Below are 25,136 nucleotides of genomic sequence, written 5' to 3'. Positions count from 1 at the left end.
TCTGTTTTGATCATAATGGATCCTAAGTTAGAAATTGAGAGATAACGAATTATATTGTGTAAGCTATGTATTGTAATTAATTCAAGATTTTATTTTACGATTTAGTTTAAGTGAGATATTTTTGGATAAGGTTTTAGGTGGATCCAAAAATAATTTTTAGATCGCGATATAACTACTAAAATTTGACCGTATAATTTAACATCATACGTTGCTCGTCTAAACTTTTACCGTATTTCGTATCGTAATTTATATACAGATAAAGAAGTTTAAGATTTTTGATCCATGCATTTAAATCATATTGCACCAGAATGTCACTTTCCTGCTCAGAATTATTTGTAATGGATCCATAATTTTTAAAAATAAATTAATCATTAATGGTGATTTTGTTATTAAATTCATATTATTTAAAACTATATTTAAATTTTATTTATTTTTTGTACGGTGATCGAACAAAATATTGTAATACACAATTGATTTTTTGGATCCATTAAATCAGTATATCAAAAGAGCAGGAAGCTCCAAAAAGCGGGTCACATAACTGAACCTGTTTTTTGCAATCAAATTATTCCTTCTAGGCAATTATGGATATGGATATGCATAATCACCCAGCATCTCATTACAGAATGTCGCGTGTATATCTTGTCCAAATTGGGAGATATGCAAATGGAAAGAGATGTTCTTAGTGAAATCAATCAAAATCAAATGAGCCGTTATCAATGGTTTGTCATTACGATTTGTCTTTGCCTTAATATTATTGATGGTTTTGATGTCATGGTTATGGCATTTACGGCACCTTCTGTTTCTGCTGAATGGTCACTTTCAGGTGCGCAAATTGGATTGTTGCTGAGCTCTGGCTTATTTGGTATGGCAGCAGGCTCCATCTTTTTAGCTCCACTTGCCGATAGAATTGGCCGTCGATTATTGATTTTAATCTGTTTGGTGATTGCGGGATTAAGCATGATCGCGTGTGCATTTGTACATAGTCATAGCTTACTGGCAGTACTTCGTTTCATTACAGGTATTGGCGTAGGGGGGATTCTGGCAAGCAGTAATGTATTAGCCAGTGAATATGCTAATGCTCGCTGGAGAAGTCTGGCCGTCAGTTTGATGTCAACAGGCTATGGAATAGGCGCAACATTGGGTGGAATTTTATCACTTGTTTTAATTGAACATTTGGGTTGGCGTTTGATATTTCTGGTGGGTGGTTTAACCACCATGTTGATGTTATTGATGAGTATGTGGTTATTACCCGAATCACTCGATTATTTGTTTGCCAAAAAGCCAAAACAAGCATTAGAAAAGGTAAATACTGTGATGCAGCGGATGGAATTAAATCCATTATCTGCTTTGCCACACTATGAGAAAAATCAAAATAAGGGCGGAGAAGTTGCCAAGCTATTTCATGGACAACTCGGTTTTCAGACCTTTTGTTTATGGGGTGCGTTTTTTATGGTGATGTTTGGTTTTTACTTTGTGATGAGTTGGACACCTAAAATTTTAATTTCAATGGGTATGTCACCAGATCAAAGTGTGAGTACGGGTATTTTAATTAGTATTGGTGGAATTTTTGGTGCAGCGATTATTGGTTTACTCGCATCGCGTATGAAAATTTTTCATGCCTTGAGTTTGTTTCTTGGCTTGACCGCGGCCTGTGTCTTTTTATTTGTAGCAGTCTCTTCTCAAGTGGGAATTGCGCTCATCGTTGGCTTATTGCTTGGCACACTTATTAATGGTTGTGTTGCAGGTTTATATTCAATTTCACCTACTATTTATAGCGCCGATATTCGTAGCCGTGGTGTGGGTTATGCCATTGGTTTTGGTCGTATTGGGGCAATTTTATCTCCAACTGTTGCAGGAATTTTTCTGGATCAGGGTGTAGCACCTGCGACGTTATATGCCTATTACGGCATTGTTTTTATTCTTGCGATCTTCTTGATTTTAAGTTTGGGTAAGGCATTTTATCGCCAGCAAAAAGTTCAAATTTATTCTATGAAAACAGTCCCTTAACTTACTAAAAAATTAAATGTAGAGATAAAAAATGAAAATGACATCCTTCTGGGTGGGGGTCTGTTTGTGCCCATTATTTACCCCATGTGTTCATGCTGAGTTTATTGACGATAGTAAAGCTGAGTTAACATTAAGAAATTATTATTTTGATCGTGAATATAAAAAGGATCCATATCCTTATACTGCTGCCCGTGATTGGGCACAAGGCCTGATTTTTAAAGGGCAATCGGGATATACCGAAGGCACCGTTGGTTTTGGTGTTGATGTACTGGCAATGGCAGGTTTTAACTTACTTGGTCACCATGCTGATGACTACGCACGAAGTGGTTTGTTACAGGTAAATTCCGATAATACACGTGATGATTATTATGGAAAAATAGGGGTTACCGCTAAAGCAAAATATCGCCAAAATGAATTGTTTGTAGGTGATCTTGTTCCTTTACTGCCTACTATTTTTTCTTCACCTGCAAGGCTTTTTCCACAAACGTATCGTGGTGTTCGTTTCCTATCGACTGAAATTCCAAATTTGCAGTTGGAAGGCTTTTATGTCGATGAAGTACGGCAGCGTGATTCAACACGTTATACCGATGTTGGTATTGATAATATTAATCATCGTTTTGATAAAGTAGCAACGACAGATCATTTCTATAGCATTGGCGGAGCCTATCAGTTTAAAAATTATCGGGTACGTGCTTATCAAGCAGAGCTTCAGAATATTTATCAGCAGCAGTTTTTAGGATTCAATGGCAAACAAGCGCTGAATGATCAATTGAATTTTCTAAGTGATGTGCGTTTCTTTAATAGTGAAGATACAGGTTCTCGTAAAGTCGGTAATGTTGATAACCAGCATTTAAGTGGTTTATTCGGTTTGAACTATCAAAATCACACTGTTTCTTTAGGTTATATGCAAGCCTTTGGTTCAACAGGATTGCCATTTTTATCAGGCACAGAAAGTCCAGTCGTTCTGGATTTCATGAGTTCAGATTATTCCAATAAAGATGAAAAAGTCTATTCGATTCGTTATGAATATGATTTTAAAGATACGCGGATGGGAGATGTTTCTTTAAATGGTCTGCGCTTTATGACACGTTATGCCAAAGGTGAGGATATTGATTTACTGAGTTATGGGGATCAGCGTTTTAAGGAGGACTCACTCGAGTTTGATTTAGGCTATCGCGTTCCAGAAGGAAAGTTAAAAGGACTTGGATTACGGGCCCGTTTCTCTCATTATCGTAATGATATGCCCACCAATATGACATTTCACTCGGCAAATGAAACCCGTTTGAATGTGGACTATAGCTTTAAGTTTTAAATAATTTGATTGGAAAAAGATAAGATCATATCGATACGATCTTATCTTTTTGATCAGATTTGAGATTGTTATATCGTCTCTAGTTGAGTGTTCCATGCATCATAATTATATACCCAGTCGGCATTTCCCTGTTGTTTCATCCATTGGTTTCCACGTGAACCTAACTGAATTTGCGCAGTGCGTTGCTGACGTGTTTTTTCATAAATTTTTAGTGCTTGCTGTGCCTGCTGTTTGGTCTTTGCATTTTGCAGACAGCGTCCGAGAACGACAGCATCTTCAATGGCCATGCCTGCACCTTGCGCCATAAAAGGAAGCATCGGATGGCAGGCATCTCCCAATAAAGTCACTGTTTCTACAGACCAAACAGGAAGCGGATCACGTTCATATAAGGCACTTTTTAATGTAGTTTCACAGGCATCCAAGAGAGCTTTTGCATCAGGATGGAAGTCTTTATAAAAATCACGGAGTTCATGTACATCTCCTGCACTCGTCCATGATTCTTCAGTCCAACTCTCTTGACCGGTTGTGGCAAAAATAAAAGTATCTTTACCTTGATTGAGAGGAAAGGTCACAATTTGCTGCTCTGGAACGGGTCCCCACCATTTGGTAAAAGCCTCTATTTCGGGAACATCTTTGACTTTTTCAGTTGGAACGACGGAACGGAACGAGACAATTCCTGTAAAACGTGGAGATTCTTCGCCAAATAACGCAGTACGCACGCGAGAATGAATACCGTCTGCACCTACAACAATATCAAACTGTTGAGTTGAACCATCTTCAAAATGAAGTTGTGTGGTATTTTCATTGTGTTGCAAGGATTTTAATTTTTTGGAAAATTGAATGTTTTCAAGTGGAAATAATGCAGCAAGGGCATTGATAATATCAGCACGATGAATCGTGACTTGTGGTGCCCCATAACGCTGTTCAGCATCTTTACTCATCCCTAGTCTTGAGGTTTCAATGCTGGTATCCCAATCGCGACTAATACGATAAGTCGGCATGGCACCAAGTTTACGAATGGCTTCACCCGCACCTAGACCATCAATGGCTCGAACTACGTTAGGTGTCAGGTTAATATCCGCCCCAACTCTGGAAAAACCTGATGCCTGTTCAAAAACCGTGACATCATGCCCATACTTTTTTAAAGCAATTGCAGCAGCTAAACCTCCGACACCACCACCAATAATTGCAATTTTTAAAGCGTCCATACCAATTCTCACTGTTTGATGTTTAAAGAATCACGATAATTTAATGTTTTATTAGTAAAACAATGTTGTCTATATTAAACTTTATTTATAATTATGCTGAATCGAATTCAAGTCAACCATTTTTTATTTTTTTATAAATTTTAAATAAAACGAGAGAAATGTAAGGTTAAAAAATATTTGTAAATATACGGTTTTAAAAAATAAATTGGCAATCCTTTGCCTATTATTTTAATAAATAAATTTAGAGATTTTATTTGCAGTTTCAATAACTTGTTTTGAAATAGTATTTTTAAATGTATTTTCATCATAGGTGGTGATCGGGCAACTTACCGATAGTACAGCGACCATATCTTTTGATGATTGACGATAAATTGGAGCTGCACAAGCTGCCATATCGTTATTGTAATGCCCCCAACTGACCATCGAGGATTGAGTTTTCACATAGTTTAAGCGCAGTAATAGTTCCTTGAGGTTCTTTGGGGTGAGATCAGAAAAAGTATCCCATTCATTAAATTTGCGGTAACGATGGCGTATTTCTGTTTCAGGGAGATTGGATAAGAGGAGCTGACCAATCACGGTTGCGTGTGCGGGCCAACGTGTACCTAAATTAATCGTACTGGTAAAAGGTCCACTCGATTGAATGTTATTTACAAATACAATATGAGTACCTTCCAAGATTGAAAGATGAACTGCGATTTTAGTGTGATCTCGAAGTTCTTTCATTAATGGAGTGGATAAATCCAGTAAAGAAAGTTTGGCTAAACTGTTAAATCCGAGCTCCATGACTTTTGAATCAAGCGCGTAGGTTTTTTGCGAAGCTTTACGCAAATATCCGCAGGATTCTAAGGTATAAATCAGTCGAAATGCACTAGAACGGTTCACATCCAAAATTTCCGCAATTTCAGAAATGGTCATTTCCTGCGCTTCTTGATTAAAGGCTTGTAATATTGCCAGCCCTCTTACAAGCCCTGGAACTAAATAACGGTCGTCATTTTTTGTGCTTTCAGATTCTTGTACATCTTCTTCAACTACTAAGTTCATTCGATAAAAATTCCTGCAAATAAAAAGGGGTGATATTGGTGCAGACTGCTTTATTTTGGATCTATTGTAATGCTATAGAAGTTATAAAACAATGTTTATATATAAAACTATTTTTTAATAATAAAACGTAATAAAATATTAATATTTTAACAACTATATGAATTATATTGTTTTTTATTTGTTGACATAAAAACATAATGGGTATTATTCTGTGCATATGTTTTGAAAATCAAATAAAGTTTTGTATATAAAACAATATCGAGGGCTCAAACGATGAGTTGGATTTCAGTTTGTGGCATTGATGATGTCTCGGAAGATGAACCAAAAGCCGTGGAAGTAAATGACAAAAAAATTGGTGTATTTGTCATTGATGAAAGCTATTTCGCAATCGAAAACGTCTGTCCACATGCTTTTGCATTATTGACAGAAGGATTTATCGAGGATCAGACCGTTGAGTGTCCACTGCATGAAGCTATTTTTGATATCCAGACGGGTTCGCTCATGAGTGGTCCAGGATGTCGTGACTTATGTACTTATCCAGTACGTGTAGAAGGTCAAGACATACAGATTCAACTGTAATGGATAGAAGGAATTCACCATGAAACAATTTAATGAAAAACTGGAAAACTGGATCAATGCGACACCTTCTAGGGATGCTGGCATTAATAATATTCAGATTCCTGGGCAAGTTGAACATTTGGTCTGGCAGACTCGCTACAAAGTGCCGACCATCTACGAACAGGACTTTGTTCAGCATTTAATACGAGCTTTTGGAGCAGGTATTACTGAATTGAATGATTTGGTCAACGCATTAAACCAACAGGGTTTTCGTCGTGAGTCAGGTGAAGTCTGGACAATGCAGAGCTTTACAGAAGAAATGCAGCGTTTGGGTTACTAAGTTCAGGGAAGACAATAATGAATGCAATTTATCAACAAGCTCCAAGTACTGAAGAATACCTTGATTTAGGTTTACGTGATCAATGGTATCCAGTTCTCGCCAGTTGGGAAGTCAATGCAAATCCCGTCGGGATTACTCGTTTAGGCGAAAATATTGTGGTTTGGCGCGATCAGGATGGCCAACTACATGCGCTTGAAGATCGCTGTCCGCATCGTGGAGCACGTTTATCATTAGGCTGGAACTTAGGCAATCGTGTGGCATGCTGGTATCACGGTGTTGAAGTTGGCGGTGATGGTGTAGTGGTCGATGTGCCTGCTGTACATGACTGTCCAATGAAAGGCAGTGAGTGTGTAAAAAGCTACCCAATCATTGAAAAGCATGATGCCATTTTTATTTGGTTTGGTATTGATGCAAATGAACCACCTGCTGAACTTGAATTTCCTGAGCAGTTAGCCAGTACAGAATGGAGTTCATTTTTATGTCAGGCCGACTGGAAAGTGAATCATCAATACGCCATCGATAACGTGATGGATCCGATGCATGGCACCTATTTACACTGCACTTCGCACTCCATGGCAGAGGGTGAACGTACTGCGGAAATGAAACACCGTAGTACTGAAAATGGATTTATTTTTGAAAAAGAAGGTCAAACAGGTGTCAATTTTGACTGGGTAGAATATGGCAATACTGGAGCAAGTTGGTTACGTCTGTCTATTCCGTATCGTAAAGAATTTGGTCCAGGTGGGGTGTTTTGGATTGTAGGTTTTGCAACACCAATTGATGCCAACAATACCCGTGTATTTTTCTGGCGTTGCCGTAAAGTCAGTGGTTGGCAGCGTAATGTCTGGCGTTTCCTATACCGCAATCATTTAGAAAAATTGCACTGGGATGTGTTGGAGCAGGATCGCATTATTTTGGAAAATTTGGCACCAAATGCACGTTCTAAAGAGTTTCTTTATCAACATGATGTTGGTCTATCTCGTCTGCGTCGTTTAATGAAAAAAGAAGCAGAGAAGCAATTGAAAAAAATTGCAGTGCTAGATACTTCATCTTTGACTGAAACACCATAAGGATTGTGGCTATGACCATTCACACATTACTGCAAGGTAAAAAAATCATGGTAACAGGAGCAGCGCGTGGCTTAGGTCTGGGCTTTGCTCAGGCGATTGCCAAAGCGGGGGCAACCGTTGTCATGGCGGACATTCTGACCGAACTGGTTGAGCAAGAGGCAAAGCAGTTACAACAGCAGGGCTTGGGTGTTCACGCTGTTGGGCTGGATTTGTCTCAACCTGAATCTATTCGGTCAGCTGTTCAATTTGCAGCAGATAAACTGAATGGTCTGGATGGTCTGGTGAATTGCGCAGCACTCGCAACTGGTGTGGGCGGCAAGGATTTAATGCAATACGATCCTGATCTGTGGGATCGAGTGATGACAGTCAATGTCAAAGGCACGTGGTTGATGGTTCAGGCCTGTGTTCCGTATTTGAAACAGTCTGATTGTGCAAAAATTATCAATGTCGCTTCAGATACTGCACTTTGGGGAGCACCTAAACTCATGGCTTATGTCGCAAGTAAAGGGGCGATTATTTCCATGACGCGTTCTATGGCGCGTGAACTTGGTGAGTTTAACATTTGTGTCAATACTATTTCTCCAGGATTGACGTTAGTTGAAGCAACAGAGTATGTCCCACAAGAACGTCATGACCTTTATGTTACAGGTCGAGCGATTCAGCGTCAGCAACATCCACAAGATTTAAATGGCACAGCTTTGTATCTACTTTCTGAACTGGCATCTTTTGTCACAGGGCAGAATATCCCAGTCAACGGTGGTTTTGTCTTTAATTAGGAGCAAATAACATGATTACAGGAATCGAAGTTTTAAAGTTTGGGGTTGAAGACAAAGCTGAAGCAATCAAGTTTTTAACTGATTTTGGTTTGTCAAAACAAACAACAGATATTGAAGATACTGAACTGTTTCAAACTCAAAATGGCAGCAAGATTTATTTATTTGATATCGCAGATTCACGGTTACCTGCTGCGATTGAAAATGGTTCAACCCTTCGTGAAGTGACGTGGGGTGTAGACAATGATCAGGATTTAATCCAATTTGCTGAAAATTTAAGAGATGTAGAAGGCTTTGTACAAAGTGCAACACAGGTGCAGTGTCGAGATCCGAATGGCATGACGATTGTTTTTCAACATTCGATTACCAAAGATGTACCTGAACAAAAAACAGAAGGTATTAATCAGTACGGCAATATCCAACGTGTCAATGCAGCTAGCCCTGTTTATGAAAAAGGTGAACCAATCGCAATTGGTCATGTTGTGTTCTTTACTCCAGATTTAGCTGCTACAGAAAATTTTTATAAAGAAAAATTAGGCTTTCATTTATCAGATGCCTATTTAAATCGTGGTGCTTTCCTGCGTTGCCGCGCAGAGGGTTTCCATCATGATTTATTCTTGCTTTCTATCCCAAATAAACCAGCAGGTCTGAATCATGTCGCTTTTGTGGTGCGTGATATTCACGAAGTGATTGGCGGTGGTTTGAATATGAATCGTTCCGACTGGTCAACTTTTATTGGACCAGGTCGTCATCCTATTTCCTCTGCTTATTTCTGGTATGTCAACTCACCTCTAGGTGGTGCATTTGAATATTACACCAATGATGACTATTTGACTGAAGAGTGGCAGCCACGTGTTGAAGAGCATCGTTTGGAACTGTTTACCGAATGGGCGATTGAGGGTGGTCTAGATCATGATACTCGCCGTCAGGTCAAACCCATTCAAGGTTAAGGTTTAGGTAGAAGGAGAGAGGCTCATGGAAAAAATCGTCGTGGTTGGAGCAGGTCAGGCAGCAGGTTGGGCGGTCAGTACTTTGCGTCAGGAAGGATATAGTGGTGAAATTCATGTGGTGTCCAATGAACATCAGATTTTCTATGAACGCCCACCGCTTTCTAAACAAGTGCTTTCCAAAGAAGCCAGTTATGACAGCTTAAATCTGTTTTCTCCTGAACAAATTGATGCTTTTTCAGTGCAATGGCACAAGCCTGATCTAGCCACACAAATTGATCGCCATCACAAACAGGTCATTTTGGAAAGCGGCAAGATTTTACCTTATGACAAATTATTAATTGCAACAGGTAGTCGGGCACGTGTACCTGTGAATACGTGGAAAGAAATTTCGAATGTCGTAACTTTGCGTGACGTTCAAGACTGCGAACGTTTGGCAGATTTACTTGAACATGCAAATTCTATTGCGATTATTGGTGGCGGTTGGATCGGGCTTGAAATTGCTGCAACAGCACGTAAGCAAGGCAAGGCAGTACATGTTTTTGAATATGCTGATCGCTTATGTGGTCGTAGTGTGAGTCCTGAAGTTTCAGCTTTCTTAAAAGATATCCATGAACAACAAGGTACGCAAATTCATCTGGACAGTAAAAATTTGCACCTGATTGAAAGTTCAGATCAAACCATTCAAGTACTGAATCATCCGCAGACTGCACAGGTTTTTGATTGTGTAGTGGTGGGTGCAGGTGCCGAGATTGCCAAAGAATTGGGTGTAGATGCAGGTCTTGATGTGAAAGATGGCATCGTGGTCAATTGTTATGGTCAAACTTCTGACGCTGACATCTATGCAGCAGGTGATGTTGCCATTCACCCTGTTTTAGGCTACTGCATCCAATCTTGGGCAAATGCACAAAATCAAGCGATTGCTGCGGCAAAATCAATGTTGGGTGTCGCCACTGAATATGTCGATATTCCGTGGTTATGGTCAGATCAGTATCACTTTAATATCCAGATTTTAGGGACTTATCAACCACAGTTAAACCCGAAATTGGTCATCCGTCAAAGCAGTCCTACACAAGTTAGCTATTTATATTTGGATGAACAAAGCCGTCTGATCAATATGATCGCGGTCAACGATTCCAAGCTCGTCAAACTGGCCAAACGCTGGATTCAAAGCGGTACAGTGTTGAACCCAGAACAATTAACCGATCCTGAATTTAATGTCATGAAGCTAAAACCCTAATAACGCTTTAAGACCTCTAGCCAGAACAATCATTTTAGATCTTTAGCCAGATCGAAGGAACGCTTGCATGTTAAATGATGTAGATGAAAAAAAAGGATTCAAACACTGGATACCCGCATTTGTCCTAATGGCCTGTGTCGTACTGGCATTTTTTGACAAGATTAGTATTGCAGTTTTGTTTTCAGATCCACATTTTCAGGATGCGATGGGAATTGCACAGGATAAAGCCAAGTTGGGCTGGCTAATGACCAGTTTTCTACTGGCATATGGTTTTTCATCTATATTCCTGAGTTTTCTAGGGGATATTTTCAATCCCAAGAAAATGTTGTTCTGGAGCGTTGCCTCATGGGGCGTTCTAATGTTGATCATGGGCTTTACTACGCATTATGGCAGTATGCTGTTCCTACGTGTTTTATTGGGCATAGCTGAAGGGCCATTATTTGCATTGGCGTATGCGATTGTTAAACAAACCTACACAGATCGTCAGCAGGCACGTGCCTCTACCATGTTTTTATTGGGTACACCCATTGGTGCCTTTTTAGGGTTTCCGATCACTGCGGCTGTCTTGGCTAAACACGACTGGCATACCACTTTCTTTGTAATGGCTGCAATGACCTTATTGGTCTTGGTCTTTGTTGTGGTTGGACTGCGTAACTTAGAACTACGCAAAACCATTGAGCTTGAAGATTCTAGTAAGCGTATCAATTTTAAGGGTCATCTTCGTAATACTAAATTGTTATTACAAAACAGCGCGTTCTGGCTGGTCTGTATCTTCAATATCGCTTTAATGACTTATCTCTGGGGCCTAAACAGTTGGGTACCATCTTATCTCATTCAGGATAAAGGCTTTAATTTAAAAGAGTTTGGATTTTATTCAAGTCTACCATTTATTGCCATGCTCGTGGGTGAGGTGGTTGGAGCTGTATTCTCCGACAAGCTTGGTAAACGCGCAGTACAGGTGTTTGGTGGCTTACTGGTCGCAGGTATCTCATTGTACGTCATGGTGTTAATGACCAATCCGCTTCTTATTATTTTGGCCATGTCGATCAGCTCAATGGCATGGGGTTTCGGTGTAGCTGCGGTATTTGCTTTATTGGCGCGTGTCACTACAGCGGATGTCGGAGCGACAGCAGGCGGTATTTTTAATGGTTTAGCAAACTTTGCCAGTGCGATTGCGCCAGTATTGATTGGCATGATTGTGATGCAAACGGGCAGCTTTAATTTGGGAATCACGTTCTTGGCAGTGGTGGCTATCGTGGGTTCCTTTTTCCTTACACCATTACTCAAACGTTACTAATTACAGTTTTCATTTTAATCAGGAGTAAGACATGAGCACTCAACAATTTGAATCATGGACGCAACCCGAAGGTGCGAGCTTAGAAGAATGGTTAAACACCCGTATTGCACGTTTTGAAACTCGCAAATATGACTTTAACGCACTGAAATTTCAGGCAGATTATGATCCGAAATATCGCCGTGCACAAATGCGCTACATGGGAACAGGTGCAACAGGTGTTTCCAATGATAACAACACTGTTCCTGCTGAAAACTTTACGTTTTCTACGATGGTTTTACCGCCACAGTGTGAAGGGCCTTTGCATATTCACCATGATGTTGAAGAAGTGTTCTTTATGTTGCGTGGTGAAATTGATTTGTTCATTGAGCATAACGGTGAAAAGTTCAGTACTCGTTTAAAAGAACGTGATCTGATTTCAATTCCACCTGGCATCTACCGTGGATTATTTAATCCCGGTCAAGAAGATGCCTTGATGTGTGTGATGTTAGGAACAGGTAAACCAACAATTCCAAACTATCCACCTGAGCATCCACTTTCTCAAATTAAACGTAACTAAATGGATTGAATCTGAGTTGCAAAAAGAGGTTTGAAACTCTGATTGTGGCCTTAAAGGAAAATGATGATGACACTTGTTGAAACTCTACAACAATTTCCAGTGAAATCTGTCGAGATCGATGGACACAAACAAAGTTATCGTGAAGCGGGCACTGGAGAGCATTATCTGGTGCTACTGCATGGCATTAGTTCTGGCGCAGGTTCGTGGGTCAACCAACTGCAAGATTTAAATCATCATTTTCATATCATTGCATGGGACGCACCAGGTTATGGTTCGTCCGATGCCTTAACCACTTTGCAGCCTAATGCTGAAGATTATGCACAGCGTTTGGCAGATTTATTTGAATGTTTACACATTAAAAAAGCAATTGTTGTTGGGCATTCACTGGGTGCATTACAAGCAAGTGCCTTTGCGCGACGTTATCCAGATTATGTTGAAACATTGGTTATTGCCAATGTTGCACAGGGTTATCAGCATTATCCCGTTGAACAACAAGCCGAAGTTTATAACAAAAGACCAAAAATGCTGGCAGAACTAGGAAATCAGGGTTTAGCGCAAAGTCGTGGACCACATTTAACTTATTTGAAGAAACCTCAAACGCTTGAACTGATTGGACAGGTCATGCAAAACCTGAATTTGGGAGGTTTTACCCAAGCTTCTTATTTGTTGGCTCACGATGAAATTCGTAATTATTTAACAGATTTGGCGGTGCCATGCGTGATGGTTTCAGGACTGAACGACAGTATTACACCGCCGCAAGCAATTGCAGCTTTGGCAAAGGAAATCCAGTGCCAAAACTATATTGAAATTGGTGAAGCAGGACATTTGAGTTATGTCGATCAACCTGCAATTTTTAACGACATTATTGTGTCTGCACAGCAGCATTGAAACGAGAGAGAATATATGAGCTTCCAAGTAGAAGGAAAAGTAGCGGTTGTCACAGGTGGCTCTTCTGGCATCGGATTGGCTGCAGTTGAGATTTTAGTCGCAGAAGGCGCGAAAGTAGCGTGGTGCGGGAGAGATGAACAGCGTCTTGTAGAATCAAAGCTTTATATTTTAGAAAAATATCCACATGCCCATGTTTTTACACAGGTTTGCAACGTATTGGATAAAGAAGATGTCAAAAACTTTGCTCATACAGTGAAACAGCATTTGGGCAATGTCGATATGTTGATTAACAACGCAGGTCAAGGACGAGTTTCTACTTTTGAAAATACGCAAGATGAAGACTGGATGAAAGAAATTGAACTGAAATATTTTAGTGTCTTGCATCCAATTCGTGCCTTTTTAGATGATTTAAAAAGCTCGAATATTGGTTCAGTGACCAATGTGAACTCATTACTCGCTTTGCAACCTGAACCGCACATGATCGCGACTTCATCGGCACGTGCGGCGTTGCTTAATCTTACTCATTCACTGGCACATGAATTTATTCAATACAACGTTCGTGTTAATTCAATTTTATTAGGCATGGTCGAATCGGCACAGTGGAAACGCCGCTATGAAACACGTTCAGATCCAAATCAATCATGGCAAGACTGGACTGCGAATATCGCAAAAAAACGTGGAATTCCAATGGCGCGTTTAGGTAAACCCGAAGAACCAGCCCATGCATTGGTATTTTTAGCCTCACCACTTGCTTCTTATACCACAGGCTCGACCATTGATGTGTCTGGTGGTTTTAACAAACATTTATAAGGTGAATGCAATGAAACAATTGATGATGATTGGTTTTGGCGCAATGGCCTCGGAAGTATATGCACATTTGCCACATGATCTTGAGTTGAAATGGATTGTGGTACCTGAACGTAGTGTTGAAAACGTAAAGCAAAAAGTAAATTCAAACATTCAGGTTATTTCTGATGTCAATCAATGCGATGGCACACCAGATTATGTGATTGAAGTTGCTGGTCAGGCCGCAGTAAAAGAACATGCCAAAAAAGTACTGGAAAATGGTTGGACCATTGGTTTGATCTCTGTGGGTACTTTGGCAGATAGCGAATTTTTTACCGAACTTCAGCAAACGGCGGAACAAAATGGCGCGCATTTACACCTATTAGCAGGTGCAATTGCAGGCATAGATGGTATTGCCGCTGCAAAAGAAGGTGGACTTGAAAAAGTCACTTATAAAGGTTGTAAAAGCCCCAACAGTTGGCGTGGTAGTTATGCCGAGCAATTGATTGATTTGGATCAAGTACAAAAAGCCACCGTGTTTTATCGAGGGACAGCGCGCGAAGCCGCGCTGAATTTTCCTGCCAATGCCAATGTCGCTGCAACTATCGCGCTGGCGGGTGTAGGCATGGATAACACGATTGTAGAACTAACCGTAGATCCAGAAACGACCCAGAACAAACATACTATTGTTGCCGAAGGTCGTTTTGGGCAAATGACGATTGAAATGGTCGGTGTTCCGCTTGCATCTAACCCTAAAACATCCACATTGGCGGCACTTAGCGTGATTCGTGCTTGTCGCAATAGTGTTGAAGCCATTCAGATTTAACAAGGATTATTATCATGGTTAAGGAACTTTATATTGCGGGTGAATGGCGTTTGGGTCGCGGTCATGTGATTCAAAGTACATTCCCAGCAGACAATTCAGTAAATGCCGAAATTTCTACAGCAAGTCCTGAAGATATTGAAGAAGCGATTGTTAAAGCAGATCAGGCTTGGCGTGCGCCTGAATGGCGTAATCGTATGCCACATGAACGCGCCAAAATTTTATATAAAGTCGCGGATATTATTGAAGCACGAGTGGATGAGTTATCTCAATTACAAACCCGTGATAATGGTAAGCCTTTGGCAGAAACTCGTGGTTTAGTCTTAAGCGCGGCTGCGACAGCACGTTATGTGGCGGCTGCCTGTGAAACACTCAATGATGAATTGACCACTCAACGTGCGCCAGATTTTATGACATTAAGTGTGCATGAACCTGTAGGTGTCGTGGCTGCGATTACTCCATGGAATTCACCTATTGCCAGTGAAGTACAAAAACTGGCTCCTGCTTTGGCAGGTGGAAATGCAGTGATTTTAAAACCTGCTGAAGCTACTTCGCTGATTGCACTGGAATTGGCAAAGATTTTTGAAGAAGCGGGTTTACCTAAAGGCCTATTGAGCGTCTTAGTGGGGAAAGGTTCGGTCGTCGGTGATGCCATTGTGAAGCATCCATTAGTTCGAAAGATCTCTTTTACAGGTGGAACCACAACAGGACGCCATTTGGCACATATTGCAGCAGATAAACTGATTACCACATCTTTAGAGTTAGGTGGTAAGTCGCCAACGATTGTACTCCCAGATGCGGATATAGAGCTTGCTGCAAAAGGTATTGCATACGGCATTTTTAGTTCTGCGGGACAAGCGTGTATTGCAGGTTCTCGTTTGTTTATTCATAGCAGTATTTTTGATCAGTTCCTCGCACGTCTGGTGGAAATTACCAAAGGCTTACGGGTTGGGCATCCTGAACAAAAAGATGTTCATATGGGGTCTCTGATCAATCAGGCGCATTTACAGTCTGTAGATCGTTATGTACAACTCGCCAAGCAAGAAGGTGGGGAAGTTTTGACAGGTGGCGAAGCATTGACAACAGGTGAATTTGCCAAAGGTAGTTTTTATTTGCCGACCATTATTACTGGATTGAAAAATCAGGCAAAAGTATGCCAAGAAGAAATTTTTGGCCCTGTGTTAGTGGTCATGAAATATGACAATGAGCAAGATTTAATTCAGCAAGCCAATGATAGTTGTTTTGGTTTAGCGGCGGGTATTTGGACTGAAAGCTATCGTAAGGCGTGGCGGATTTCTCGTGCGCTTGAAGTGGGTACAGTATGGATTAATACCTACAAGAAATTTTCAATTTCAGCGCCATTCGGTGGTTTTAAAGACAGTGGTATTGGACGTGAAAAAGGACGTTTGGGAATTTTGTCTTATATGCAGCAAAAAAGCATTTATATGGGATTAAGCGACAAGCCAAATGCATGGTGTGACTGATCATTAAAGCCCAAGAAGTTTTAAACGATTTAACCATTTCAATGGATATTAAACAGAATTTAGAGGAAGATTTTCATGACTGAACGTGTCAATGTGGGTGAAGCAATTGCTCGCTTATTAGAAGAACATGATGTAAATAGCATTTATGGCGTGATCTCCATTCATAACTTGCCGATTGCTGATGCTGTGGGTCGCCGTGAAAAAATCCGCTTTGTGGCGGCGCGAGGTGAAGCGGGTGCAGTCACTATGGCCGATGCACATGCACGATTTAAAGGTTTGGGCGTTGCTTTAACCAGTACGGGTGCAGGGGCAGGCAATGCCGTGGGTTCATTGATTGAAGCCATGAATGCAGCCAGCCCTGTGTTGCATTTAACAGGTCAAGTGGAGCGTGAATATTTGGATCGTGATGCCAGTTTTATTCATGAAACCAAAGATCAGCTCACTTTTTTACGTGCTTCTAGTAAAGCTGCATTTCGCATTACCAGTCCAGATAACGCGATTGGGGTCATTCGTGAAGCGATTCGTGTCGCTACAACTGTCCCAATGGGACCTGTCAGTGTTGAATTACCAATTGATGTGCAAGCAGCAGAAATTGATTTACCGTTGGATTTAAGTCCAGTGAAAGCGATGCAATTGCCTGCGGTAGATGAAACTCAGGTTCAGTTATTGGTTGATCAAATCAAGCAAGCTAAACGTCCAGTATTTTGGATTGGTGGCGGTGCATTAAATAGTGTGGATGAAATCAAGGCGATTGCAGATTTGGGTATTCCTGTAGTGTCCTCTACACATGGTCGCGGTATTTTACCCGATGCACACCCACGTAGCTTAGGTGCATTTCATAACTCGGCTAAAGTCGAAGAACTATTAAAAAATGCTGATTTATTAGTCGTTGTGGGTTCTCGTCTACGCAGTAACGAAACCAAAACTTATTCGGTTCAGTTTCCCGAAAATATCATTCAGATTGATGCCAATCCTGTCGCACAACAACGTAATTACAAAATTCATCATTTCATTTGTTCGGATGCTAAAGATATTTTGTCGCGTAGTTTGATTCAACTTAATGGTGTTTCGAAAGTTGATGCTGACTATGATCAAGCCATTGTTGATGCTAAAAATGCTGCGGTCGATGCACTACGTAAACAGCTTGATCAATACGCATTGATTTGTGATCACTTACGTGCGGCTTTACCCGAAGATGGTATTTTTGTCCGCGATATTACGATGTCGGGAAGTACATGGGGTAGTCGCTTATTTCCTGTACAAGCACCAAATCGAAATATTCACTCATTGGCAGGGGCAATCGGTTTAGGTTTGGCTCATGCGATTGGTTCAAGTATCGCTAATCCAGACAAAAAAGTAGTCGGTCTGGTCGGCGATGGTGGTTTGATGCTAGGTATCGGTGAAATCGCAACGATGGCGCAGGAAAATACCGACATGGTGTTAATGATCATGAACGACGGTGGTTATGGTGTAATGCGCGGTATTCAAAATAACTACTTTGGTGGTCGTCAGTATTTTAATGAGTTACATACTCCAGATTATCAAAAACTGGGGGAATCGATGGGAGTTAAAAGCTGGAAAGTGGGTAGTGCAGATGAGTTTAAAGTTGCGATCCAAGAAGCCATCGATTTTAACGGCCCTGCGGTCATCGAACTAGATATGCATTCTATTGGTCCGTTGAACTTTGCGGGTCCACCACAGAAGAAGCTTTATTAAACTAGGTTTTTTGGGTTTCATTTAATTTCATCAATTTAGATCAGTTTAAATTTCTATCTTGCGTTACTTATGTGCAAAGGCAGGTAAGTAACAAACTAAAAAATGGTGATGAATAATATGCCATGAGCTAAGGATTGCTCTCGCTTCAAATAGGATCACCAAATTTTTTTAGGTAAAAATCAAAATAAACAAAGTTTTATATATAAAACATGAGTTGCTATTTTTCACTATCAGCTCGTGGCTAAATATTGGGAAGCGATGATGAAAAAAAGTGTAGTTTCAACAATAAGTGTTTCAATTTTCTGTTTAGGTGTTTCGACTGGCTCTTGGGCAGAGGCATCACCACTTGAGTGGAAAAATGAAGATGGTACAGCTTCATTTAAAGTGGGTGGGGTGATTCGTGTGCAGGATCGCTATGAAAGCTGGCCACAAAGTTCCAATCGAGGAATGGGCAAGTTGGACTTTGATGTCCTACGACTTGATCTCAAGGGAACGTATGATGATTTTTATTTAAATTCTAGTTTTTTATTGCAGGATCAAGAATTTACCTCTATAGAAAAAGCCTATGTAGGATATAAACTCAATCCTAACAATAGTCTGGAGGCAGGTTTCGTCTACAAACCATTTGCTATTTATCCTTATCCGCAAAATGGCTGGACATATCATTTGCCGTTCTTTTTAGGCTATGGCAACAACATTGCCCCTGGCTTGAACTGGAATTATGATGACAAAAATTGGGATATTAAACTGGGTTATTATCCAAGCATGCTTGAAACCAATATGCGTTATTCTCCAGAAAGCGGCTCTTATGATGATCTGAAAAATACTTTTCCAAATCAGAAAGGCTATCAAAATGAAAAACAAAATCAGGTCAATGCCCGTGTCGTTAAAAAGTTTGATACGACGCTAGGCAAGCAAGAAGTTGGATTATCAGGGGCTATTTCACAACTGCATAATAAAATCACAGATGATGATGGAAAATATTATGCTTTAGGTCTTCATGCCAATAGCAATCTTAATCGATGGAACATTCAGGGTTCCATCATTCACTATCAATACGATGCCAAAAATCCAGAAGGTGTGGACGATCGTATGACTTTAATGGGAACCAATGGTTTAACACCTTCTTATTTGATTGCTTCTGAAGGGACTGTTTCGAGTCTCAATGTCTCTTATACCTTGCCAATCAAGGATATGTGGAAACTTAAAGCAATTAAATTCTATAACGACTTTAGTTATCTGGATAAAACACATACAGATTGGTCAGCGTCACAGATGAATACCACAGGCATGATGTTTATTGCATCTCCATTTATGGTCTGGGCAGATTATACTTGGGGAAAAAATGCCAATATTATTGGAGGTTCGACCAATAGTACGGGCTATACCACAGCAACTTCCTTGAATAGTGATAAATGGCTATATCGGGTCAATTTAAACTTTGGCTTTAGTTTTTAATTCTTTTATTTCGTTTGTAGCCATAAAATCCAAGAGCGGTTTTATGGCTTTTTAAATTCTGGATGATCTCAAATTCATCATACAACATTAAGTTGATTTACTGGTTTTTAACATATGAATCGTATCGTAATGCGCCAACCATTCACGATGAATGACCTGAAATCCCTGTTTTTGCCAGAAATATTCAGCGGCAGGTAAAAAGGGATGAGTATGCAGATAAAAATATCGAATATTTTGTTGTTGAGCATATTCAAATAATGCATGGCAAAGTTGCGATGCTAAACCTTGTCGGCGATATTCGGGCTGTACAAATAGTTTAACCACCTCGACAACTTTCAACGGTAAGTCCAAATTAAAACGATGGTTATAAGCTCGATAAGCCACCATGCCAATAATTGTGTGCTTATCTTTGACCACGAAGCAAGCGCCTTGCGGGTGTTCAAGATAAGTTTGGCTGAAATGAGTCAGATCATGAGGAAGTTCAGATTGATATACTTCTGGAAAAAGAAGTTGGCGTGTATAAATCGCAAATTGAATTGCTTGATGTAAGTCATTTTGCTGTAAAAGTTCGATGCCTAGAGCCATGAATAGTCTGGCACTACAATGGTTTTGTCCTGAATCATGGCCTCATGAAATTCAACATCATAAACACTTTTTAAAAAGACAGGATCCGTCAGGCGTTGCCGAGATTCAGGTCGAATAATTTCATGTTGACGCATAAAAAATAATTCGTCTGCAAATAAAAATGCCAGATTAGGATCATGCATAATGGCAATCACGGTATAGTTGTGTCGAGAAAGTTGACGTAATTTTTTCATCAAATAAGACTGATAATAGACATCCAGATGATTCGTTGGCTCATCCAGTAAAATCACTTTGGGTGCTTGTACTAATATTCGAGCGATCATCACCAATTGTCGTTCTCCACCTGAAAGCTCAGTATAAGCCTGATGTTTTAAATGGCCGATATCTAGCTCTTCCAATGCCTGATCTACCAGATATTCATCCTGTTTGGTGGGGTGAAAATGACTAAACGCAGCACGGCCTGTCAAAACGACATCTTTGACTTTAAAGGGAAAAACGGTTTTGTGAAATTGTGGTAAAAAGCCTAAAAGTTCAGCACGATGTTTGCCTTTATACTGATCCAAACGTTTGCTTTTATATAAAATACTGCCACATTGTAAAGGTTCCAGACCTGCCATGAGTCTAAATAAGGTCGATTTACCACAACCATTTCGTCCTAAGATGACTGAAAACTGATGTTCAGCAAATGAGAGATCGATATTTTTAAGCACCTGTTTTTGCCCATAAGCAAAGTTAAGCTGATGAATATGGATCATGACCAATTCATCCGCTGGCTTTTCATGAGCAGCAAAAAGAAAGGTGCGCCAAGCAGCATGGTAAAAATTCCAATTGGGATTTCAAAGCTCAATAAAACACGTGAGAAATTATCAATCAATAATAAAAAACAGCCGCCCAATATCATATTACAGGGAATGGTTGTACGATGATCAGGCCCAACTAGTATTCTCACAATGTGGGGCATAAATAAACCATATAAACTAATAATTCCAGCCGCAGCCACAGAAGCAGAGGTGCATAAGGTGACCAATCCAATCAGCAAGATTTGTTCCCATTTGGGATTAATGCCGACCGCTTGGGCTTCTTCTGTACCAAGTGCGAGCAAGTTGAGTCGCCAACGCATTAAAAATAAGCCCAGAAGTCCGATACAAATAGGCAATACTGCATATTGTACTTTATTCCAATTGGCCTGATGCAAATTACCCATCGTCCATTGCACAATGGCCTGTAATTTAAACGGATCACTAATATATTGAATGATGGTTAATCCTGCCAAAAACAGCCCTGAAACAATCATGCCTGCCAAAATAATCATGACCAAAGAGGTTTGTTGTTCCTGTTTTTGATAGGCAAATAAATAAGTCAGAAGTACTGCAGCAATACCAAAAATAAACGCCAATAAATTAGGTGAATTTAAGTTAAAAGACAAAGCCAGTGCCGCACCAAATGCTGCTCCAGAAGAAATACCAAGTACATAAGAATCCACCAGTGGATTCCGAAATAAAGCTTGTAGACCATTTCCTGCGGTTGCCAGTGCCGCACCAACCATAAAGGTAAGTAAAATTCTGGGTAGGCGTACATTCCAAAGAATATTCTGCATCAGAGCATATTGTTCAGGAGCAATATAGCTTCCACCAAACAGACTTTGCCAGAACCAGAGCAGATAATCCTGATAACTTAAAACATGACTTGGCCCAATTAATAAGGAACAAAAAAGACAAAGCAGAGGTAAAACAATAAAGCCAGTATATCTAATTAGAGGATGTAATTGGGTGATGGATTCAAGACGCATCATCTTCATGGGAGTGATCAATTTCATGGGGCATTCAGGGCTTGTGCTGCTTTTGAACCATACAACATACTCAGCACTTGGTATTGGGTTTTTTTCATGTTGTCAGATGATTGTACTTCAGTATAAATGTGGTGATGTAAATAAAGTGCAGTCAGCACGATTTTGATAGTATGAGGATTATAGATAAAAGCAGGACTTAAATTAAAAACTCTACGCTGTTGAACAGACTTCAGCGTTTGTAATTCAGGGCGTTGATAAATCAGCTGCGGATCGGTATTCCAAAGCACGATATTATCAGGATTCCATTCAATCAAGGTTTCTGGGTTGACGTTGGGTTGATTGGTTTTCGTCGACACAATATTTTTCGCGCCAGCCAATTCGATAAAATCATTGGTAATCGATTGAGTTCCTGATGTAGAAAAAATACGACCGCCCGACCATGCATAATAAATAGTTTGCTCATGGGGTTGTTTTGCAGTATTACGCTGAATCTCTGTTATTTTTTGATCTGAATATTGCAGTATGGTTTTTGCACGTACTGTTGCATCGGTTAAAATCGCAATGTTCGATAATTCTTCTTTGACCTGAGCATAAGTCGAAGATTCCATAATATAAACTGCAATGCCTAACTTGCGCAGAAGGGCAATGGTTTGTTTTTCTCCTCCACCCATAATGACTAAATCAGGTTGTAGCATTAATAGACTTTCGATATTGGTCGCATTATTGCCTTGAGAGGGGCTTTGAATCTGTTTAGCCTGAATGCGTGGATCTAAAACAGAATATGCGTGATATAACAACGGTTGTTGATAAATTTCCGCAGGAATTCCTACAATTTTATTGCCCTGCTTGAGCATATATAAACCATCACAACTCGACTCAAATAAACACACCACACGTTGGGCAGGATGCTTCAACGTGACACGATAACCCGAAGAATCAACAACACTAAGACGAGAATGTGATGGTGTGGTTTGAATCGATTGAGTCTCTAATTGTGGTTTTTGCTCTGTAATGTCTCGGGGTTTACAGGCTGTCAATGTGATTCCCAAAAGTACACAAATACTGAACGTGACAACTTTTGGGAATGAAAAATGTGACAAGATCAAATCAGAATGTCCATTGTACCGAGAGTGATGCATTTAATGGATCACCTGGCTGGATCCACAGATCACTATAACTTTCAACATAGTAGGTTTTATCAAACACGTTGTTAATATTGAATTGATAACGTAACTGGCTACTCGGTTCATAATACGCATTTAAATTGACCAATGTATAATCGGGTAATTCAAAGCCTGTGCTTTGCGTACCATTACGTTTACCAACATACTGTACATTTGCTCCAATACCTGCTTTTTTTATAGCCTGTTGTAAAAGCACATAATCTAGTGCCAGATTACCACTATGGCGAGGAATATTATTGAGCGAAGTTCCTTTGGCAATGGTCGTATCTTTATGAATCTGTGCATCGGTATAAGCATAGTTTGCCATCAAATGCAGTTGATTTGTGAGTTGACTTTGCAGATCTACCTCAATGCCCCGACTTAATGCTTCACCTGCGGCATACTGATAATTTGTATCGCTTGGATTGGTGGTGAGCACATTGCGTTTTTTCATGTGAAATAATGCCAGACTCAATAAGGATGTTTCATTAAGCTGATATTTGCTTCCGATTTCATAACTTTCACCTTTTTCAGGTGCAAACACTTGTCCGTTGACATCTGTACCACTGTTCATGGCGAAAGAGCGTCCATAATTCGTATAGAAAGACAACTGCTCATTCCATTTATAATTTATACCCGCACGAGGCGAAGCCTGATGAAAAGTTTTATCGGTAGAAGTATTGGCTTTGTAATTATCTAAAGACTGTTTGACTTGGTCGAAACGTGTACCAACTAAAAGACTCCATCGATCATCGAAGAACATTTGATCCTGAAGATTTAAAGCAAAATAGTCCTGTTGTTCACGGGTATTGGTTTGCAGCCCCATATTGGGTAAATACACGCCATATTGAGGATGATAGACATTGATCTGATTGATACAGTAACGTGTGCCTGAATATTTATAATCACAACGGAGCTGATATTGGTCAGAAGTCAATTGACCTGCTTCAGTACTGATCAGGATCTCATGACGCGCCCAATCAGTATTTACCTGACCTAAAAGCTCAGCCTGTGCGAGTAGATCTTTGGTGAAATAAGCACGATAACGACGTTGACGATTTAAGGTCTCGCCATCTGATTCAAAGGACTTAGGTTCAGTTGAAAAGCCTTTCATCAATCCTTGCTTATAACTGACTGCACTATTGAGTTTCCATTCATCATTTAATTCATGTGTTAGACGAAGTTGATAAAACTGATCATTCAATTTCATGTCGCCATCGTCTGGTTCGCCTGTAAAAGTTTTTGGACTCATCAGAATCTGGCCTTTATAGGCGCTGATACCACGATCAAAAGTGCCTTTTTGATGAGTGATTTCGCTGTCAAAATCAAGTTGAGTCTGATCAGAGATTTTCCAACTTAACTGTGGTGAAAAAAACCAGCGTTCACTATTCACCTCATCACGAAAGCTTTGATTATCTTCATGGGCAATGGCCAAACGATAAGCAAGTTGATCATTCAGTGGCGCAGTATATTCAAAACTACCACGATATTGTTGTTCGGTATTGGCACGTAAGTTGAGTTGCCCTTGCGGCTGCCATTGTGGCTTTTTTGTGGTGATATTAAGCAAACCACCCATTTCACCACGACCGTATAGCGCGGCGGCAGGGCCTTTTAAGAAGTCCAGAGATTCAATATTAACCATATCTCGTGGTGCACTTAACCCTCGATTAAGACTTAAACCATTACGGATACTGGCTGCGCCAAGATTAGGATCTGTTGCAAAACCACGAAAAGAGTAATTATCCCAAAAGCCACCGCCATAATTATTTTGTGCAAATACACCACTGACCAGATGAATTGCATCTTCAATACGTTGACTATCTTGTTGTTTTAAAATGTCCTGTGAAAGATAGCTACGGCTAAAAGGGATATCTAAAACATCATGTGCAAATTTGCTTGCAGCAGAGGAGGTTTTTTCATCTTCCTGATTTTGATCGGCCTGTAGGGTGATTGTAGAAAGAACATTATTTGGAGAATCGGCCCAACTGAGACCAGAAACAAAAGAAAAGCCAATAAATGACGACAGCAAACGATATTTATGCTGCATAAACCCCTCGATAAACAAGACAAAAAACAATTTATGAAATAATATAAC

23 protein-coding genes and 1 pseudogene are annotated in these 25,136 nt (G+C 40.1%); 16 read left to right on the top strand and 8 right to left on the bottom strand.

Features of this window, described 5'->3' with window-relative positions; translation table 11 throughout:
* Window positions 1-175: 175 nt before the first annotated feature.
* Window positions 176-334 (bottom strand): annotated as a pseudogene (locus A7A69_RS16870) (OprD family outer membrane porin); the annotation flags it as partial.
* A gap of 329 nt (window positions 335-663) precedes the next feature.
* Here A7A69_RS16870 and A7A69_RS12385 point away from each other — a divergent pair.
* Both A7A69_RS12385 and A7A69_RS12380 read left to right on the top strand, forming a co-directional pair.
* Complete coding sequence (locus tag A7A69_RS12385; RefSeq protein WP_120368681.1) at window positions 664-2,007, top strand: MFS transporter; 1,344 nt, start codon at window positions 664-666, stop codon at window positions 2,005-2,007.
* Between the two features lie 31 nt (window positions 2,008-2,038).
* Entirely contained in the window at window positions 2,039-3,319 is a 1,281-nt protein-coding gene (locus A7A69_RS12380; protein WP_120368682.1) for an OprD family outer membrane porin, read from the top strand.
* 68 nt (window positions 3,320-3,387) lie between these two features.
* On the opposite strand, the gene A7A69_RS12375 is transcribed toward A7A69_RS12380, so the two are convergent.
* Together A7A69_RS12375 and A7A69_RS12370 are read right to left on the bottom strand one after the other, a co-directional pair.
* A complete protein-coding gene (locus A7A69_RS12375) occupies window positions 3,388-4,527 on the bottom strand; it encodes an FAD-dependent monooxygenase (protein ID WP_120368683.1) in 1,140 nt (379 codons plus the stop codon).
* A 228-nt stretch (window positions 4,528-4,755) separates the two neighbouring features.
* Complete coding sequence (locus A7A69_RS12370) at window positions 4,756-5,568, bottom strand: IclR family transcriptional regulator (protein ID WP_120368684.1); 813 nt, start codon at window positions 5,566-5,568, stop codon at window positions 4,756-4,758.
* Window positions 5,569-5,841: 273 nt separating this feature from the next.
* Here A7A69_RS12370 and A7A69_RS12365 point away from each other — a divergent pair, with 273 nt between their 5' ends.
* From A7A69_RS12365 to A7A69_RS12300, 14 genes are all read left to right on the top strand, one after another.
* Entirely contained in the window at window positions 5,842-6,147 is a 306-nt protein-coding gene (locus A7A69_RS12365) for a non-heme iron oxygenase ferredoxin subunit (RefSeq protein WP_120368685.1), read from the top strand.
* A gap of 19 nt (window positions 6,148-6,166) precedes the next feature.
* Entirely contained in the window at window positions 6,167-6,466 is a 300-nt protein-coding gene (locus tag A7A69_RS12360) for a recombinase-like helix-turn-helix domain-containing protein (protein ID WP_034698594.1), read from the top strand.
* Window positions 6,467-6,483: 17 nt separating this feature from the next.
* Window positions 6,484-7,536: an aromatic ring-hydroxylating oxygenase subunit alpha gene (locus A7A69_RS12355; protein WP_120368686.1), complete on the top strand. Its 1,053-nt coding sequence runs from the start codon at window positions 6,484-6,486 to the stop codon at window positions 7,534-7,536.
* Window positions 7,537-7,547: 11 nt separating this feature from the next.
* On the top strand, window positions 7,548-8,312 hold the full coding sequence (locus A7A69_RS12350) for an SDR family oxidoreductase (protein ID WP_044436193.1): 765 nt from the start codon (window positions 7,548-7,550) through the stop codon (window positions 8,310-8,312).
* Between the two features lie 11 nt (window positions 8,313-8,323).
* A complete protein-coding gene (locus tag A7A69_RS12345; RefSeq protein ID WP_151980051.1) occupies window positions 8,324-9,259 on the top strand; it encodes a VOC family protein in 936 nt (311 codons plus the stop codon).
* A gap of 25 nt (window positions 9,260-9,284) precedes the next feature.
* Window positions 9,285-10,496 (top strand): NAD(P)/FAD-dependent oxidoreductase, encoded by a 1,212-nt coding sequence (locus A7A69_RS12340; RefSeq protein WP_120368688.1) that lies wholly within the window; start codon window positions 9,285-9,287, stop codon window positions 10,494-10,496.
* A gap of 67 nt (window positions 10,497-10,563) precedes the next feature.
* The gene (locus A7A69_RS12335; RefSeq protein WP_120368689.1) at window positions 10,564-11,793 is read left to right on the top strand and encodes an MFS transporter; all 1,230 of its coding nucleotides are present in this window, start codon (window positions 10,564-10,566) and stop codon (window positions 11,791-11,793) included.
* 31 nt (window positions 11,794-11,824) lie between these two features.
* Entirely contained in the window at window positions 11,825-12,349 is a 525-nt protein-coding gene (locus A7A69_RS12330) for a cupin domain-containing protein (RefSeq protein WP_004990771.1), read from the top strand.
* 63 nt (window positions 12,350-12,412) lie between these two features.
* Window positions 12,413-13,237 carry an alpha/beta fold hydrolase gene (locus tag A7A69_RS12325; protein WP_152877839.1) on the top strand — a complete coding sequence of 275 codons (825 nt, stop codon included), beginning with the start codon at window positions 12,413-12,415 and terminating at the stop codon, window positions 13,235-13,237.
* Between the two features lie 15 nt (window positions 13,238-13,252).
* Window positions 13,253-14,047, top strand: a complete 795-nt coding sequence (locus A7A69_RS12320) for an SDR family oxidoreductase (protein WP_120368691.1) — start codon at window positions 13,253-13,255, stop codon at window positions 14,045-14,047.
* 10 nt (window positions 14,048-14,057) lie between these two features.
* Window positions 14,058-14,849: an aspartate dehydrogenase gene (locus A7A69_RS12315; RefSeq protein WP_044436340.1), complete on the top strand. Its 792-nt coding sequence runs from the start codon at window positions 14,058-14,060 to the stop codon at window positions 14,847-14,849.
* A 14-nt stretch (window positions 14,850-14,863) separates the two neighbouring features.
* Window positions 14,864-16,330 carry an aldehyde dehydrogenase gene (locus A7A69_RS12310; RefSeq protein WP_152877837.1) on the top strand — a complete coding sequence of 489 codons (1,467 nt, stop codon included), beginning with the start codon at window positions 14,864-14,866 and terminating at the stop codon, window positions 16,328-16,330.
* Between the two features lie 75 nt (window positions 16,331-16,405).
* Window positions 16,406-18,046: a thiamine pyrophosphate-binding protein gene (locus tag A7A69_RS12305; RefSeq protein ID WP_120368693.1), complete on the top strand. Its 1,641-nt coding sequence runs from the start codon at window positions 16,406-16,408 to the stop codon at window positions 18,044-18,046.
* Between the two features lie 261 nt (window positions 18,047-18,307).
* Window positions 18,308-19,504, top strand: coding sequence for a hypothetical protein (locus A7A69_RS12300; protein ID WP_120368694.1), 1,197 nt, complete (start codon window positions 18,308-18,310; stop codon window positions 19,502-19,504).
* 87 nt (window positions 19,505-19,591) lie between these two features.
* Here A7A69_RS12300 and A7A69_RS12295 read toward each other — a convergent pair whose 3' ends face one another.
* From A7A69_RS12295 to A7A69_RS12275, 5 genes are read right to left on the bottom strand one after another with little or no spacing between them, the layout of a single operon-like run.
* Window positions 19,592-20,089 (bottom strand): GNAT family N-acetyltransferase, encoded by a 498-nt coding sequence (locus tag A7A69_RS12295; RefSeq protein WP_152877835.1) that lies wholly within the window; start codon window positions 20,087-20,089, stop codon window positions 19,592-19,594.
* Entirely contained in the window at window positions 20,080-20,844 is a 765-nt protein-coding gene (locus A7A69_RS12290) for an ABC transporter ATP-binding protein (RefSeq protein WP_152877833.1), read from the bottom strand. Before A7A69_RS12290 ends, A7A69_RS12295 begins: the two co-directional genes overlap by 10 nt.
* A complete protein-coding gene (locus tag A7A69_RS12285) occupies window positions 20,841-21,878 on the bottom strand; it encodes a FecCD family ABC transporter permease (RefSeq protein WP_152878037.1) in 1,038 nt (345 codons plus the stop codon). Before A7A69_RS12285 ends, A7A69_RS12290 begins: the two co-directional genes overlap by 4 nt.
* Before the next feature lie 23 nt (window positions 21,879-21,901).
* Window positions 21,902-23,017: an ABC transporter substrate-binding protein gene (locus tag A7A69_RS12280; RefSeq protein WP_152877831.1), complete on the bottom strand. Its 1,116-nt coding sequence runs from the start codon at window positions 23,015-23,017 to the stop codon at window positions 21,902-21,904.
* On the bottom strand, window positions 22,986-25,088 hold the full coding sequence (locus A7A69_RS12275) for a TonB-dependent siderophore receptor (RefSeq protein ID WP_152877829.1): 2,103 nt from the start codon (window positions 25,086-25,088) through the stop codon (window positions 22,986-22,988). The genes A7A69_RS12280 and A7A69_RS12275 overlap by 32 nt, the downstream gene beginning before the upstream one ends.
* Between the last annotated feature and the right edge of the window lie 48 nt (window positions 25,089-25,136).

The organism is Acinetobacter guerrae, from assembly GCF_009372255.1.
In the GTDB taxonomy this organism is placed as follows: Bacteria; Pseudomonadota; Gammaproteobacteria; order Pseudomonadales; family Moraxellaceae; genus Acinetobacter; species Acinetobacter guerrae.
Note: the sequence above shows the minus strand (reverse complement) of the source record. Positions and strands in the feature narration are given on the sequence as shown.